Below are 14,160 nucleotides of genomic sequence, written 5' to 3' on the forward strand. Positions count from 1 at the left end.
GGAGCCAATTGCCCACATCGCGCTGCGCACTCTCCCCTAGCGGGAACTGCGCGGCGCGATGTGCGTTCCGGGCACAATGTCCTTCATCGCAAAGTGCGAACTTGCCGTACCGAGCCCCGGGATAGACATGATCTTTTGGGTGAGAAATACCTCATAGGCAACAAGATCCGCTACTGCCACTCGCAAGAAATAGTCGGGTCGACCAAAGAGCCGCTTAAACTCGACAACTTCATCAAGAGCTGCAACCGTAGCTTCGAAGGTCTGCACAATACGCGCGTCTTGGCTGGTGAGATCAACATCAATCAGCACCTCGAAGCCTCTACCTACCCGGCTCGGGTCGACCACCGCTCGGTAGCCGAGAATCACTCCATCGCTTTCAAGCCGCTGCACCCGACGCAGGCAAGGACCTGGGGTGAGCCCAATCCGAGCAGCCAGCTCCACGTTGCTCAACCGACCATCCGCTTGCAGTTCAGCAATAATTGCTCGATCTAGCGCATCCATGCACTGATCATTGCACGAATGTTACATTCAGGGGTCGTTTCGGCATGCACATTGCAGAAACTTTGCGGCATCATTGTGGGATGCCACGCAATACCACTGAGCCCGCAGCACACAACGCTGTAGCCGCCAGCAAAGCAGAACTTCGCAAGGGCGCGGTCGACTCACTCGGTGTCGGCATCGGCATTTTCCCACTCGGCCTCGCCCTCGGCGTGCTTGTTGTGCAAGCCGGGCTGCCCTGGTGGTTGGCGCCCGCGCTGTCCATAGGTATTTTCGCTGGATCAGTCGAACTCTTGCTGGTAAGCATGATCGCGGCTTCCACCCCACTGCTCACCATCGCTGCCACCGTGTTCGCCCTTAACTTTCGGCACGTGTTCTATCCACTCAGCTTTCCCATTCAAGCGGTGAAACCCGGCCTCGGTCGCGCCTACTCCGTCTACGCAATGATCGACGAGGCGTATGCGACGTATGTGCTGATGCCCGCCGAGAAGCTCAGCTCCGCTCGAATGCTCACCGGTCAGCTCCTCATGCAGCTGTACTGGGTGAGCGGAGGCCTTGCCGGGGTTCTACTTGCGAGCCTGATGCCAGAACCGCTTGAGGGGTTTGAATTCGCGCTCGTTGCGCTCTTCATTGTGATGGCCCTCGACGCTGTGCGATCCAAGCGTGAAATACCCTCTGTTGTGCTGGCAGGACTTTCAGTAGCGCTCGCGACAGTTACTTTCCCAGAAGCGCAATTGTTGGCAGCTCTCGGCATCTTCACGCTCACCCTCATTGCACGATATTTCTGGCCGAATAACCGCGGTGAGCAGGAGGCAAACAATGCCTAGCACCTGGTACATGATCTCGGTGGTGCTCGTCGCAGGTGGCATCACGCTGCTATTGCGAGCCCTGCCGTTTGCGATCTTGAAGCCCCTGCGCAAATCAAAATTTGTGCAGTCGCTTGGCCGCTGGATGCCAGCAGGAATTCTCGTAATTCTCGCTGTCGTCATGCTCGGAAATGAAATTGCGGCCAGGCCCGGCAAAATCTGGATCGTCGCTGTCGCTTCGGGTGCGACCGTGCTCACTCATCTGCTCGGAAGGCGGCGAGCGCTGCTCAGCATCTTCGTAGGCACCGCCGTCTACATTGTGCTGCTGAATATGTTCTAGCCAGGGGCAAGCAGCTTCAGCTACATCACGCGCAAGCGCAATGAGTCGACACCCGCGGCAATAACCGGGCTAGCAGCCCAGCGCTGCTGCACCAGCGCGATCACCTCAGCGAGCGAAGCCTGGTCAAGCCCCGATTGAAGAGTGAGCACCACGTCAAGTTCCGGTGCCAGCAACCGAGCCTGCGGATCAGCCGGGACCAGCGCGATCGAATCGACCCGAGGCTCCCCCGAGACGCTCTCCGCAAACGCTGCAAGGACCGCTTGATCGTGCCACGCGATTGGAGCCTCCTGCAGAAGCGCGACGGCCTCTAGCTGGGTGCGCCGCACTCCAAGCTCGGCCTCTGGCGTTCCCGGGTCAACGATGATCAAGTCAGTCTGCTCTTGGGCTGCTGCAACCGCAGCCTGTGGCATTGGCACGGGGATCGGCCGTGCCTCTGGATTCCAGGCACGCATGGTCTCAACCGAGCTGAAGACAGGCAACACTTTTCGTCCGTCGGGCCCGCCGATTGTCACAATCGACAATTCTTGAGTCTTTTCGACCACTTTCCCCTCGGGCGTGAGACCAAGATCACCCGCCTCGGCAAGAAGCGGAATCAGCACTCGCGATCCGCCGAGGGCCAGCAAAGCTGCCGTGTGCGCAGCGGCAAGCTCGTCCAGAGCCTCCTCGATCGAGCGTTCCCCACGGCCGAGAGATGCTGCCGTCTCACGAAGTTTTGCAACAGCAACTCGAAGCGCTTCGGGAGTCGCGCCGTCATCACCGGCAAAGGCCGTTTCGTGATGATCAAAGGTTCGCCCCGCCCACGGAAACCCCGCAGAATCGGCTGCGCCACCGGGTACCAGACTTGCTGGTACTCCGGTCGAGCGCGGCACGTCACCCGTTGAGGGAAGCTTTTCGATTGCCATTACGAATTACGCGGAGAACTATCGTCCGGCGACGTCGAGAGCAGCTGGCAGCGTGAACGCGTCTGCGTAGAGCGCCTTGCCAACAATGGCGCCCTCGACTCCGATCGAGACCAGTTCGCGCAGTGCGGCGATGTCATCAAGGTTTGAGACGCCACCCGAAGCCACCACCGGCCGATCGGTGCGCTCACACACCTGACGCAGCAGATCAACGTTTGGACCGCGCAGGGTGCCATCCTTCGTCACATCGGTGACGACGTAGCGTGGGCAACCGGCATCCTCAAGACGTTCAAGGACCTCCCAAAGGTTGCCGCCGTCTTTGGTCCAGCCGCGTGCGGCGAGGGTTTCGCCGCGAACGTCGAGTCCCACAGCGATCTGTTCGCCGTAGCGGGCGATCGCAGCGCGGGTCCACTCTGGATTCTCCAGGGCAGCGGTGCCGAGGTTCACACGGGTCGCACCCAACTCAAGTGCTGCTTCGAGGCTCGCGTCGTCGCGAATGCCGCCAGAGAGCTCAATCTTTACGTGCTTTGACTGCTTCACAACCTTGCGCAGCAGTGCAGCATTGTTCCCGCGACCGAACGCCGCGTCTAGGTCAACGAGATGAATCCACTCTGCGCCCTGCTCGATCCAGTCGAGGGCAGCATCAACTGGGCTGCCGTAGTTGGTCTCGGTGCCTGCTTCGCCCTGAGTCAGGCGAACAGCTTTTCCATCGGCAACGTCGACGGCGGGCAGCAGTTCAAGCTTTGGCTGAGTATTCAGTTCAGTCATCAGGCGATGTTTCCTTTAGTTTTCGTGTGGTGACTCAAAAATTTCGACGAGGATCGCTACTACAGCGACTCAACCCAGTTGCGAAGCAAACGAATGCCTGCCTCACCCGACTTCTCGGGATGAAACTGAGTTGCGGTGAGCGGTCCGTTCTCGACAGCAGCAATAAATCGCTCGCCGTGTTCGGCCCAAGTCACAAGCGGCTTAGTGCCGGCGGTGCGACCCTCAATGCTCCACTCTGTTGCCGCGTAGCTGTGCACGAAGTAAAAGCGCTCCTGCTCAATACCGTTGAAGAGCACCGAGCCCGGTGCCGCCTCAACCGTGTTCCAGCCCATATGCGGCAGGCGATCCGCTTCAAGCTGCCGAACAGTACCAGGCCACTGCCCGAGACCTTCAGCCTCAATGCCGTGCTCGATCCCACGCTCAAACATGACCTGTTCACCAACACAAATGCCAAGCACGGGCATTCCGCCAGCAAGACGGCGGTCGATCAATTCGTCACCGCGCACGGCGCGAAGCTGCTTCATCACTGCGTCAAAAGCACCGACTCCTGGCACGAGCAAGCCGTCAGCGCGCATCACAGTCTCGGCATCGCTAGTCAGCACTACCTTTGCACCAGCAACCTCAAGTGCTTTCACGACAGAATGCACATTGCCCGAGCCGTAGTCCAGTACGGCAACGAGCTTTTGTGTGGTCACAGTGTGCCCTTGGTGCTTGGCACACCGACGGTGAGCGGATCGTAAGCCTTTGCCTGGCGGAACGCACGAGCGAAAGCCTTAAACTCTGCCTCAGCGATGTGGTGCGGGTCGCGGCCCTCAACCAAACGCAGGTGCACAGTGAGGCGCGCGTTCAGCACGAGTGCCTCAAAGAAGTGACGGATCATGCTGCCAGTGAAGTGCCCACCGATCAGGTGAAACTCAAGACCAGCTGGCTCGCCGCTGTGCACGAGGTACGGACGGCCCGAGATATCGACGACGGCCTGAGCGAGCGCTTCGTCGAGTGGAACGAGGGCATCACCGTATCGGAAGATACCGCTCTTGTCGCCGAGCGCTTCAAGCAGGGCCTGGCCCAGCAGAATTCCGGTGTCTTCAACCGTGTGATGCACGTCGATGTGCACGTCTCCGGTTGCGCGAACAGTGAGATCGGTCAACGAGTGACGAGCAAAAGCGGTGAGCATGTGGTCGAAAAACGGAACACCGGTGGCAACATCTGCTTCACCGGTGCCGTCAAGGTTCACGCTGATGGAAATCTGTGACTCGCTCGTTGCTCGTTCGAGCGTGGCGATGCGGGGCGCTTGAGACATACTTTCATCCTAGTCGTTTGCAGGCGTCCGCTTTTTTCGAGTCAGCACAATCAGGGTGATCACCGCGGCAAGCACCAGAAGGCCCACGATGAAGACCCAATCGGGCACACCGGCAGTCCAGTTCATCACACTTGATTCAAGTCGAGCTTGGTCGGTAGCGCCAAGCACACCGCCAAGCGAGGTCGTGCCGTGCGTCACCAACAGCAACACACCGATCGCCACAGTGAGCGCACCGCCGATGATGTTTGTCCAGGTGTTGCGCCAGCGGCCAATAACAACCTCGCGTGGGCGCACAAGCTTTCGCACCGCCGGGAGGCGATCCCAAAGCAGGGCCAGCAAAAAGAGCGGCACCACCATTCCCGCTGCGAACACCATCAGCACCAAACCGCCAAAGAGCGGGCTTGCCCCAAACGCAGCGAAGGTGAGTGCAGCACCGAGCATGGGGCCAGCGCACACACCGGCCAAACCGTAGACAGTACCGAGCGCAAACACCGAGAGAATCGAGGCGCTCTTCGCGCCGCGCTGCCGAACAACACCGGGCAATTGCACACCAAGCATCATTATCGCGCCGAGCACAATCACGATAATTGCTGAGACGGTGACAAGTTCAAATCGATATCGGTTCACCCACGCACCGAGCGTGCCAGCGAGCACACCAAGCGGCACAAGAGTTACGCACAAACCTGCGAAAAACACTGCGGTCCGCGCAAAGAGCGCTCCTGGGCTGGTGAACGCGTAAGCGAAAAACGCCGGGAGCAGCATCACCGAACACGGGCTCAGCAGAGTAAGAATGCCGCCAAGAAACGCACCGAGCAGGCTAAGATCCACTAGCTTGCAAGCTCCAGCTGCTGATCAATGAACTGACGGAACGCCTCAATCGGCTGTGCGCCGCTGAGCGCCTGATCACCAATCGCAAAGAACGGCACACCGGTTACACCAAGTGACTGCGCCTGAGCGGTGCTCGCGTGCACGGCGTCAATGAGATCCTGTCGCTCCATATCAGCCTCAAACTTCTTAAGGTCTGGCACGCCGGCAACCTTCGCGAAGGCGATGAGCTCTTCGGTTGGCAATTCGGGGTGACCGCTCTCGGGAGCCGCGTCATAGACGGCCTTCACGAACTCGAAGTACCTGCCCTGCTCGCCTGCGGCACGCGCCGCAGTTGCCGCCCGCACAGATTCTTCACCGAAGAATGCGACGTCATGCATCTCAATGCGCACCTTGCCCGCATCAACGTATTCCTTCACTACCTGAGGCAGAGTGTCGCGTGACACCACTGCGCAGAACGGGCAACGGAAGTCGACCCACTCGCTCAGCACTACCGGCGCATCAATATCGCCGATCGCCATCGGATCGCCCTCGATCTGTCGAATATGCGAAACCGCTGCAGATCCAGCGTTATCGCCTGCCGCTGAGTCGCCAGTCGAGGCAGTGCCTGCAGCGCCGCTCTGCGCAGCATTCCACTGAATTCCGCCAAAGAGCAGACCACCAACCGCGACGACGCCGAGCACAATATTGAGCACACGTGAGCGGCGAAGCTTTCGTTCGAGTTCGAATCTAGGCATGGCTTCAGGAGGAAGTGTCATACCTCCCAGGGTATGTCACGGGCCAGGCGAGACTTTCCGCGTTCACTCAGGAATGACTGACATATGAAGTTCAAAAGGGTTGCCTCACCTTGCTTGTCACGGCAGCGATTGCGCGTGAAGATATGACCATGAGTGAAAAACAAGCGGATCTTGAGTCGGCGCTTGACCACCTGCATGCAGCCCACGACGAGGGTCGCATTGGTCAGCGGCTGAACTGGCTACGCGCCGGAGTGCTCGGCGCGAATGACGGCATTGTGTCGGTCGCGGGCGTGGTCGTCGGTGTCGCTGCGGCTACGCCGGGAAACACGGCAGCTATCGCCACTGCCGGCATTGCCGCGCTGGTGGCGGGTGCGTTCTCGATGGCCGGCGGTGAGTACGTCTCGGTAAGCACTCAGCGCGACACCGAAAAAGCATTGATCGCTCGCGAGATTCAAGAACTCGAAGAGCAGCCCGCCGCAGAATTGGCAGAACTCACAGGCCTCTATCGCAAGCGTGGGCTTTCTGCCGATCTCGCTAGACAGGTTGCCGAAGAGCTCACCAAACACGACGCACTCGCGGCTCACGCAGAGGTTGAGCTGGGCATTGATCCTGAAGAATTTACAAGCCCCTGGGCAGCCGCAGTTTCTTCATTTGTGGCATTCACCATTGGAGCGCTGATTCCGCTTCTGATGATTCTGCTCCCAATCGGCAACGCCACGATTGTCACGGCGGTTTCCGTGGTGGTCGGCTTGTTGCTGACCGGCTGGATCAGCGCTCGCCTGGGCAAGGCACCCGTATTACCAGCGATATTGCGAAATGTGCTGATGGGATCGGCGACCATGGCCGCCACCTACTTCATCGGCCTCGCCTTTGGTGTGGTGGTCGGTTAAACCCAAGCTGCACGAAGACGCGCGCAAACATTAATAGCGGGACCCGATGCAAGCTGTGCATTGGACCCCGCTATTAACGTTTGCGCGGAGCGACCATCGACCGAACAATCTCGGGCGGTGGAGCTTTGGCGCTAAGCTTTGGCGCCGCCTGGCCCAAGCGCGCGAATAGCTTCGATGAGCTGGGTTGTCTCGTCTGCAGTTCCTGCGGTCAAACGCAAATGGCCATCGATGCTGAGGTTACGAATCAGAATTCCCTCAGCTCGGAGCGCTTCAAAAGTGGCCTCAGGGCTTGCAAAGCCACCAACCAGAATGAAGTTGGCTCCCGAGGGATGCACGAGGTAGCCCATGCCTTCAAGCTCAGCAGCAAGACGATCGCGCTGCAAACGAATATCGTCGACCGCGCGAAGCATTTCTGCTGAGTGGCGCAGTGCCGCAGAGGCTGCAGCTTGTGTGAGTGCCGACAGATGGTAAGGCAAGCGAACGAGACGCAGCGCGTCTACAACGGCGGCATCTGCAGCGAGGTAACCCAGACGCACACCGGCGAACGCGAATGCCTTGCTCATGGTGCGTGACACCAGCAGACGAGGACGACCGGGCAACAAGGAAAGCGCACTCTCGTGGGAACTGTCGAACTCATGGTAGGCCTCATCAACCACGAGGATGCCGTCGAAGGCGTCGTAGGCAGCCTTCACGACATCAAGATCAAGCGAGGTGCCCGTGGGATTGTTTGGCCCACACAGGATCGCGATGCTCGGCTTGTGCTCTTCAAGCGCCTCGACCACAAGCTCAGCGGTGAGCGCGTAATCGTTCGGGCGCGCAACTGGAATCCACTCGGTATCAGTACCACCTGCGAGCAGTGGATACATCGAATAGGTGGGGGTAAAGCTCAAGAGGCTGCGTCCCGGGCCACCAAAAGCCTGAAGCACCTGCTGCAGCACCTCGTTTGAACCGTTTGCTGCCCAGAGCTGTTCAGCAGTCAGCCCGTGACCGAGATAGCGCGCCAGATCTTCGCGCAGACCCATGAACTCACGGTCCGGGTAACGATTCACACCACGCACTGCGTCTCCGAGCGAAGCGATGATGTCTTCAATGACATCTTCTGGCAACGGATGCGTGTTCTCGTTTACGTTCAGGCTTACGGGAACCGGATCTTGTGGAGCACCGTAGGGTTCTTTGCCAACAAGGTTTGCGCGGAGGGGCAGATCGCTGAGACTGGTCACAATTGCAAGTCTATGGCTTGCAGCACTACCCCGAACGCCAAGCTTATTAAATGCCAAGCTCGGAAGCGCTCGCGACACCGGGGGCCTCTGCATAACGCAGCGGAACAGCAATCGGCTGGCCGGCCTGCACACCCGAACCATCAAGCTTGTTCAACTGAACAATTTCGGCAACCAGGTCGCGTGGATCAACGTTTGGATCAAGCGCGCTTGCGACGCTCCACAGCGATTCACCGGGCAGTACGACAACATAACCAAAATCAGTGTTGCCGCTCTCGGCAGTAGCCACCGCTTGCGAACCACCAAACACCGCAGCAATCGCAAGCGCACCGATCACGAGCAGGGTGGCGAGGGCGCCGAAGACAGCACGGCCGCGACGGGTGAGACGCAAACGCGTACGAGCGGCCTGCGAAGCGAGCGGAGCGGCCTGAGCTGCAGCGTCAACAGCAGCGACTGCGCGTGCGATTGGGCTGGTCATCGGGCTGGAAATGGTGGCGATCGATGCGGTCATGATCTGTTCCTCCTCGGCTTGCGATGTTCGCACTTTCTAGTGCTATTCGAACATCTCTTTCGAATGTATCTTCGAATCAAAGAAACCGCAAGCTCTCATTCGAACATTTACGCGAAGAAATTCACGCGACACTCGAACAAACCTTTGCCTTCATTCGAACACAACAGCTAGGGTTTCGATTACGAGGCAACTGAACCACCAACCTCCGACATTCATGGTTTTGCCCTGAATATCCGCGAAATTACCTAGTTGCATCGACGCACAAGCGAAGGACAGAGACCATGACTGCAGACACCAGCAGCCGGCCCCCAAAGCCACTCACCGAGAAGCAGCAGGCGATCCTCGAATTTATTTCTCGGTCTGTTGAGAGCCGTGGTTACCCGCCAAGCATGCGCGAAATCGGCGACGCAGTTGGCCTTTCTTCCCTATCAAGCGTCACGCATCAGCTCAGTCGGCTAGAACTCGCCGGTCACATTCGCCGCGACCCCAACCGTCCGCGCGCGCTCGAGGTACTCACCGAGCTGGCAAGCACTGCTCAGTCAATCGCCGACTCCCCCTCAGTTCAGCCCGAAGAAACGGCATACGTGCCTCTCGTCGGCAGAATCGCGGCGGGTGTGCCGATCACAGCTGAGCAACAGGTTGAAGAACTCGTGCCGCTGCCCCGCCAACTCGTTGGCGACGGTCAGCTATTTATGCTCAAGGTGTACGGCGAATCCATGATTGACGCTGCCATCTGTGACGGCGACTTCGTTGTGGTGCGTCAACAGCGCGACGCAGAAAACGGCGACATCGTCGCCGCCATGCTCGACGGAGAAGCAACCGTGAAAGTGTTCCGCCGCCGCGACGGCCACACCTGGCTGCTCCCCCGAAACAGCGCCTTCGAGCCGATTCTTGGTGACCATGCCGAAGTTCTCGGCAAGGTAGTTGCAGTCTTCCGCTCGGTTTAGTTCGCTGATATCAGCTGCGCTGAATCAAGCAATTCAAGTTCGCGCAGCACGGCAAGCACCTGTTCATGCCTGTTAAAGGTGTAGAGGTGGATCGACGGCGCTCCACCTGCCAAAAGCTCCCGGCTCAGCTCAATCACATGCTCAACACCTAGCTCTGGCGCAAAGCCTCCAGACGCGTCCATAGCGCGCACAAGAGACTCCGGGGCTGGGCGGCCAGCGAGCGAAGCGACCTTACGCAATTGTGCGCTCGTCGAGACCGGCATCAGACCTGGCAACACCGGAATCGAGAGGCCACGTTCAGCAGCATCTGCGACAAATTGCAGATACTCATCGGCCTGAAAAAACAGCTGAGTGATCGCGAGCTGTGCCCCCGCCTCCTGCTTCGCCACCAACCAATCAATATCGGCATTTCGCGAACGGCTGAGCGCGTGTCCATTGGGATAGGCAGCAACGGCGAGGCGACCAACACTGGTGAACTGAGGGCGCTCTGCGCGGGCCTCGCCAATCAAACGCAGCAACTCAAGCGAGCTGAGCGATCCAGCGACCTCTGAATCGTTTTCACTGAGGCCCTTTGGCGGGTCTCCGCGAAGCGCCAGAAAGTCGTGCACACCACTATCCATCAATTTGTGGATCACAGCTTTCACTGCACCGCGATCCTCGCCCACCGTGGTGAGGTGGGCCAGAGGCAGCGCGTCGCTGTGATCACGCAAGTACCTCAAAAGATCGACCGAAGCGTCTCGATTCGAACCATTCGCACCATAGGTGACCGAAAGAAAGTCGGGTTGCACCGCAGCCAGGTGCTGCACCGCATTACCAAGCGCGAGGGCTGCAGCTCCACTGCGCGCAGGAAACACCTCGAACGAGAATCTTGCCTTAGTCGGCGCGCTCCCTCTCAGCAGAATCGCATTCATGCTGCCGCCCCGTTCAACTCAGCGGCAGCAAGCCGGGTGCCACGCACCCGCGCAGCGATCTTCGCGAAAGCAACGTCACGGGCAAAGTCAGGTGAACCATGCCGAGGCTTTTCGTCAATAAGGTACGGAGAGAAACCACAGTCATCAGTCGAACCAAGGAGTTCTGCGGGAATGAACCGTGCAGCCTTCACCAGTTGCTCACTCACCTGCTCTGCGGTCTCTAACTTTGGATTTGTTGGGTTTGTGACTCCGAGAAGCACCCGCGGAGCCCCGCCCGCCCTCGAGGCGCGCTTCGAAAGCTGGCGACCCACCAATTTCGCGACACGGTCAGGATCCTGCTCACCAGCGGCCTGCACCAAAAAATAGCCAGCTTCGATCTGAAATAGCTCGGGCAATAGTTCGGCATAGTCAACATCGGCGCTGTGATCAGAATCGTTATCGTTGCCCGGACAAGTGTGCACGCCCACCGCTGTGCGCAGTTCAGATGAAAGCTCACCCAGCACCCGATTAATGAGGTCGATAAACCCAGCTAGCGCTTCAGGCCCAGCCCAAGGAGCACGCAGATCGTCTCGCAACGCGAGCCTGCCCTCCGTAAAGTCGATAGTGACACGCGCTGCTCCGGCTGCGAAACATCGACGAATGTCCTCGGCGCAGCCGCTCACCACATCATCAAGAAAGTCTTCACGCGAGTAATCGCCAAGACCCTGCTGCGGCACCATCAGCGAGAGCATCGATGGTGAAATCACGGCCTGTTTGAGCGGCAGATCAGTCAATTCCCTTGCCGCCACAACATCGTCTGCCGCCCAGCCTCGATAGCGGAACGGACCTCGCGCAAGGCTCGGAATCACTCGGTGGTGGCCATCGGCAAAGACCGCAAAGACTGGACCCTCAGCGATGGATCCATCATTCAACGACGTGCCAAGCGGGTAGCTTGAAAAGCTCTGCCTGCGCTGCTCGCCGTCGCTCAATAGGGGCGATTCGGTTGCCGCGAAGCGATCCAGCGTATCTTCTACTGCGTGCTGCTGCGCAGCGGCAAGCTCTGCCTGCGTGATTAAGCCAGTTTCGGCGTCGAGCACTGCACGCTGCAGCGCGCTCGGCCGCGGCAGCGAGCCAACCGGTTCGGTCGGAAGCTCGCTGCCGCTCGGCCAGCGCTCGGTCATGCCTGCTCGGCGCGAACCGTTCGCGCGGCCTCAACGAGACCCCGAAGGCTCGCCACGGTCTCTTCGTAACCGCGAGTTTTCAGGCCGCAGTCCGGATTCACCCAGAGCTGTTCGCCCGGGATACTCGCGGCGGCAATACGAATCAGATCAGTCTGCTCCTCAGCGGAAGGCACACGAGTGGTGTGAATGTCGTACACGCCAGGGCCAATACCTCGTGAGTATCCGTGCTCACCAAGCGGCTGCACAACGTCCATGCGGCTTCGCGCTGCTTCGATGCTTGTCACATCGGCATCAAGTCCGTCAATCGCACCGATAATCTCGCCAAACTCTGAGTAACAGAGATGGGTGTGGATCTGCACCTCAGGTGCAACACCAGAGGTCGCAAGGCGGAACGAATCGACCGACCAGCCAAGATACGCCTCTTTACGATCCGCGTCGAGCGGCAGCAATTCGCGCAGTGCCGGCTCGTCAACCTGCACGATGTTGATGCCCGCAGCAACCAGATCGTCAATTTCGTCGCGCAGCGCGAGCGCGACCTGCTGCGCAGTGTCACCAAGCGGCTGATCATCACGCACAAACGACCACGCAAGAATCGTGACTGGGCCCGTCAGCATGCCCTTCACTGGGCGCTCGGTGAGCGACTGCGCAAATGCAGACCACGCCACAGTAATCGGCGCAGGTCGCGAAACATCGCCCCAAAGAATCGAGGGTCGAGTTGCACGAGTGCCGTAACTTTGCACCCAACCGTTCTCAGTCACCGCAAAACCATCAAGGTTCTCGGCGAAGTACTGCACCATATCGTTGCGCTCAGCCTCACCGTGCACAAGCACGTCAAGCCCAATCTCTTCTTGCAGTCGAATGACACTTTCGATTTCTGCTCGCAAAAACTGGTCGTAGGCGGCCTGATCGATTTCGCCTCGACCAAAAGCAGCACGGGCTTTTCGAATCTCGATCGTTTGCGGGAACGAACCGATTGTGGTCGTCGCAAACTTTGGAATGTTCAGCTGCTGCTGCGCGTCACGGCGCTCCTCTTCGGTTACGCGGTTCAGATCAGCCTCAGTGACATTATTCGCACGCGCCCGAATAGCCTCGATGTTCACACCAGGCGCGGTTGCGCGGTCTCGCAACGCAGTCTCGGTGTCGGCGAGCTCTGTTTCGATTGCCGCAGCTCCGTCTTCAAGTCCGCGGGCGAGGACCGCCACCTGCTCGACCTTTTGGTCTGCGAAGGCAAGCCAAGACTTCAGACGCTCGTCAAGTTTCGTTTCGTCATTCACGTCATGTGGCACGTGCTGCAGGCTGTTCGACGTGCCGATCACGACGTCAATGCCGGCGAGCTTCAGGTCTTGAGCGATCGCCGACGCAACACGAAGATCGGTGCGCCAAATGTTTCGACCGTCGACGAGACCGGCGACGAACTGCTTCTGGTAAAACGCACTGACCAACTCGCCAGAGCTGAACGCACCCGCTGGCAACGTGCCTCGCACGAGGTCGGCATGCACTGCTTCGATTGGCAGCGCGGCGAGGCGCAGGAGAGCGTACGAGGAGTCGCCGTACGGCGCCGTCAGCAACACCGCACCCCGGTTATTGGAATTTCCAATAACCGAGTAGGCGCGCTCAATCAGCTGGAGTACCTGCTCGCGCGGCAACGAAAGCGAATCAGAAACGAGAGCCGGCTCGTCAAGCTGCACCCAGTCTGCACCGGCCTGATCCAACTCGCTCAGCAACTCAAGGTAAGCCTCAAGCGCATCATCAAGGCGGTCGATTGGCGAGAACCCGTCGGCAGCAGTGTCGCTCGCCTTCGCGAGCAACAGGTATGTGACCGGGCCGACGATCACGGGGCGAGACTCGATGCCCTGAGTTTTCGCCTCAAGAATCTGTGCGACCAGAGCGCTTGCGTTTGCTTTGAACGGGGTGCGTTCGTCAATTTCTGGAACGCTGTAGTGGTAGTTGGTGTCGAACCACTTTGTCATTTCAAGCGGCTGCAGCTCGCTGGTTCCGCGGGCCAGCGCGAAGTAAAGGTCAATGTCGTTGTTCTGCTCGCGCGCCGCAAACTCGGCAAAACGCTCGGGCGTCGCGCCAAGCGCAAGCGTCGCATCGAGCACCTGATCGTAAAAGCTGAAGCTTTCGGGAATTGCTCCACCCTTGGCAGGCAGACCAAGCGAGACCAGACGCGCACGAGTGGCGGCGCGCAACTCTGCGGCGGTTTCACTCAGCTGTTCTTGAGTCAGATCGCCCTTCCAGTAGCTTTCGACCGCGCGCTTGAGCTCGCGGCGCGGTCCGATTCGTGGATATCCGAGGATCGTTGCGGATGGCAGGGTACGGCGGTGCGACATGGGTCTACTTTCGAAGGA

Annotated in this window: 16 protein-coding genes; 4 read left to right on the plus strand and 12 right to left on the minus strand. The window is 59.2% G+C overall.

Annotated elements, in window-relative coordinates; translation table 11 throughout:
* Nucleotides 1-36 precede the first annotated feature (36 nt).
* The gene (locus tag QBL02_RS05125; protein WP_282725313.1) at nucleotides 37-501 is read right to left on the minus strand and encodes an Lrp/AsnC family transcriptional regulator; all 465 of its coding nucleotides are present in this window, start codon (nucleotides 499-501) and stop codon (nucleotides 37-39) included.
* A gap of 80 nt (nucleotides 502-581) precedes the next feature.
* On the opposite strand from QBL02_RS05125, the gene QBL02_RS05130 reads away from it, so the two are divergent.
* Complete coding sequence (locus tag QBL02_RS05130; RefSeq protein ID WP_282725314.1) at nucleotides 582-1,325, plus strand: AzlC family ABC transporter permease; 744 nt, start codon at nucleotides 582-584, stop codon at nucleotides 1,323-1,325.
* A complete protein-coding gene (locus tag QBL02_RS05135; RefSeq protein ID WP_282725315.1) occupies nucleotides 1,318-1,644 on the plus strand; it encodes an AzlD domain-containing protein in 327 nt (108 codons plus the stop codon). The genes QBL02_RS05130 and QBL02_RS05135 overlap by 8 nt, the downstream gene beginning before the upstream one ends.
* Before the next feature lie 20 nt (nucleotides 1,645-1,664).
* Here the strand turns inward: QBL02_RS05135 and QBL02_RS05140 are convergent, their stop codons facing one another.
* The 6 genes from QBL02_RS05140 to QBL02_RS05165 are packed head-to-tail and all read right to left on the minus strand — an operon-like array spanning nucleotide 1,665 to nucleotide 6,194.
* Nucleotides 1,665-2,546 (minus strand): SseB family protein, encoded by an 882-nt coding sequence (locus QBL02_RS05140; protein ID WP_282725316.1) that lies wholly within the window; start codon nucleotides 2,544-2,546, stop codon nucleotides 1,665-1,667.
* Nucleotides 2,547-2,564: 18 nt separating this feature from the next.
* Nucleotides 2,565-3,311 (minus strand): bifunctional 1-(5-phosphoribosyl)-5-((5-phosphoribosylamino)methylideneamino)imidazole-4-carboxamide isomerase/phosphoribosylanthranilate isomerase PriA, encoded by a 747-nt coding sequence (priA, locus tag QBL02_RS05145; RefSeq protein WP_282725317.1) that lies wholly within the window; start codon nucleotides 3,309-3,311, stop codon nucleotides 2,565-2,567.
* A gap of 59 nt (nucleotides 3,312-3,370) precedes the next feature.
* Nucleotides 3,371-4,006: an imidazole glycerol phosphate synthase subunit HisH gene (hisH, locus tag QBL02_RS05150; protein WP_282725318.1), complete on the minus strand. Its 636-nt coding sequence runs from the start codon at nucleotides 4,004-4,006 to the stop codon at nucleotides 3,371-3,373.
* Complete coding sequence (gene hisB / locus QBL02_RS05155; protein WP_282725319.1) at nucleotides 4,003-4,611, minus strand: imidazoleglycerol-phosphate dehydratase HisB; 609 nt, start codon at nucleotides 4,609-4,611, stop codon at nucleotides 4,003-4,005. Before hisB ends, hisH begins: the two co-directional genes overlap by 4 nt.
* Before the next feature lie 9 nt (nucleotides 4,612-4,620).
* The gene (locus QBL02_RS05160) at nucleotides 4,621-5,439 is read right to left on the minus strand and encodes a cytochrome c biogenesis CcdA family protein (protein ID WP_282725320.1); all 819 of its coding nucleotides are present in this window, start codon (nucleotides 5,437-5,439) and stop codon (nucleotides 4,621-4,623) included.
* The gene (locus tag QBL02_RS05165; RefSeq protein WP_282725321.1) at nucleotides 5,439-6,194 is read right to left on the minus strand and encodes a thioredoxin domain-containing protein; all 756 of its coding nucleotides are present in this window, start codon (nucleotides 6,192-6,194) and stop codon (nucleotides 5,439-5,441) included. The genes QBL02_RS05160 and QBL02_RS05165 overlap by 1 nt, the downstream gene beginning before the upstream one ends.
* Nucleotides 6,195-6,322: 128 nt before the next feature.
* On the opposite strand from QBL02_RS05165, the gene QBL02_RS05170 reads away from it, so the two are divergent.
* Entirely contained in the window at nucleotides 6,323-7,063 is a 741-nt protein-coding gene (locus tag QBL02_RS05170) for a VIT family protein (protein ID WP_282725322.1), read from the plus strand.
* Between the two features lie 131 nt (nucleotides 7,064-7,194).
* On the opposite strand, the gene QBL02_RS05175 is transcribed toward QBL02_RS05170, so the two are convergent.
* A complete protein-coding gene (locus QBL02_RS05175) occupies nucleotides 7,195-8,283 on the minus strand; it encodes a histidinol-phosphate transaminase (protein WP_282725323.1) in 1,089 nt (362 codons plus the stop codon).
* 46 nt (nucleotides 8,284-8,329) lie between these two features.
* Nucleotides 8,330-8,791, minus strand: a complete 462-nt coding sequence (locus QBL02_RS05180) for a LysM peptidoglycan-binding domain-containing protein (protein WP_282725324.1) — start codon at nucleotides 8,789-8,791, stop codon at nucleotides 8,330-8,332.
* A 281-nt stretch (nucleotides 8,792-9,072) separates the two neighbouring features.
* Between QBL02_RS05180 and lexA the strand changes: the two genes are divergently transcribed.
* Nucleotides 9,073-9,738: a transcriptional repressor LexA gene (gene lexA / locus QBL02_RS05185; RefSeq protein ID WP_282725325.1), complete on the plus strand. Its 666-nt coding sequence runs from the start codon at nucleotides 9,073-9,075 to the stop codon at nucleotides 9,736-9,738.
* Here the strand turns inward: lexA and QBL02_RS05190 are convergent.
* Genes QBL02_RS05190 through metE form a run of 3 tightly spaced genes read right to left on the minus strand, consistent with a single transcriptional unit; the run spans nucleotide 9,735 to nucleotide 14,142 of the window.
* Nucleotides 9,735-10,649, minus strand: coding sequence for a methylenetetrahydrofolate reductase (locus QBL02_RS05190; RefSeq protein WP_282725326.1), 915 nt, complete (start codon nucleotides 10,647-10,649; stop codon nucleotides 9,735-9,737). The two genes, lexA and QBL02_RS05190, sit on opposite strands and share 4 nt — an antisense overlap.
* On the minus strand, nucleotides 10,646-11,809 hold the full coding sequence (locus QBL02_RS05195) for a hypothetical protein (protein WP_282725327.1): 1,164 nt from the start codon (nucleotides 11,807-11,809) through the stop codon (nucleotides 10,646-10,648). Before QBL02_RS05195 ends, QBL02_RS05190 begins: the two co-directional genes overlap by 4 nt.
* Nucleotides 11,806-14,142 carry a 5-methyltetrahydropteroyltriglutamate--homocysteine S-methyltransferase gene (gene metE / locus QBL02_RS05200; RefSeq protein ID WP_282725328.1) on the minus strand — a complete coding sequence of 779 codons (2,337 nt, stop codon included), beginning with the start codon at nucleotides 14,140-14,142 and terminating at the stop codon, nucleotides 11,806-11,808. The genes QBL02_RS05195 and metE overlap by 4 nt, the downstream gene beginning before the upstream one ends.
* Nucleotides 14,143-14,160: the final 18 nt, after the last annotated feature.

The organism is Leucobacter sp. UT-8R-CII-1-4, from assembly GCF_030010235.1.
GTDB lineage: Bacteria > Actinomycetota > Actinomycetes > Actinomycetales > Microbacteriaceae > Leucobacter.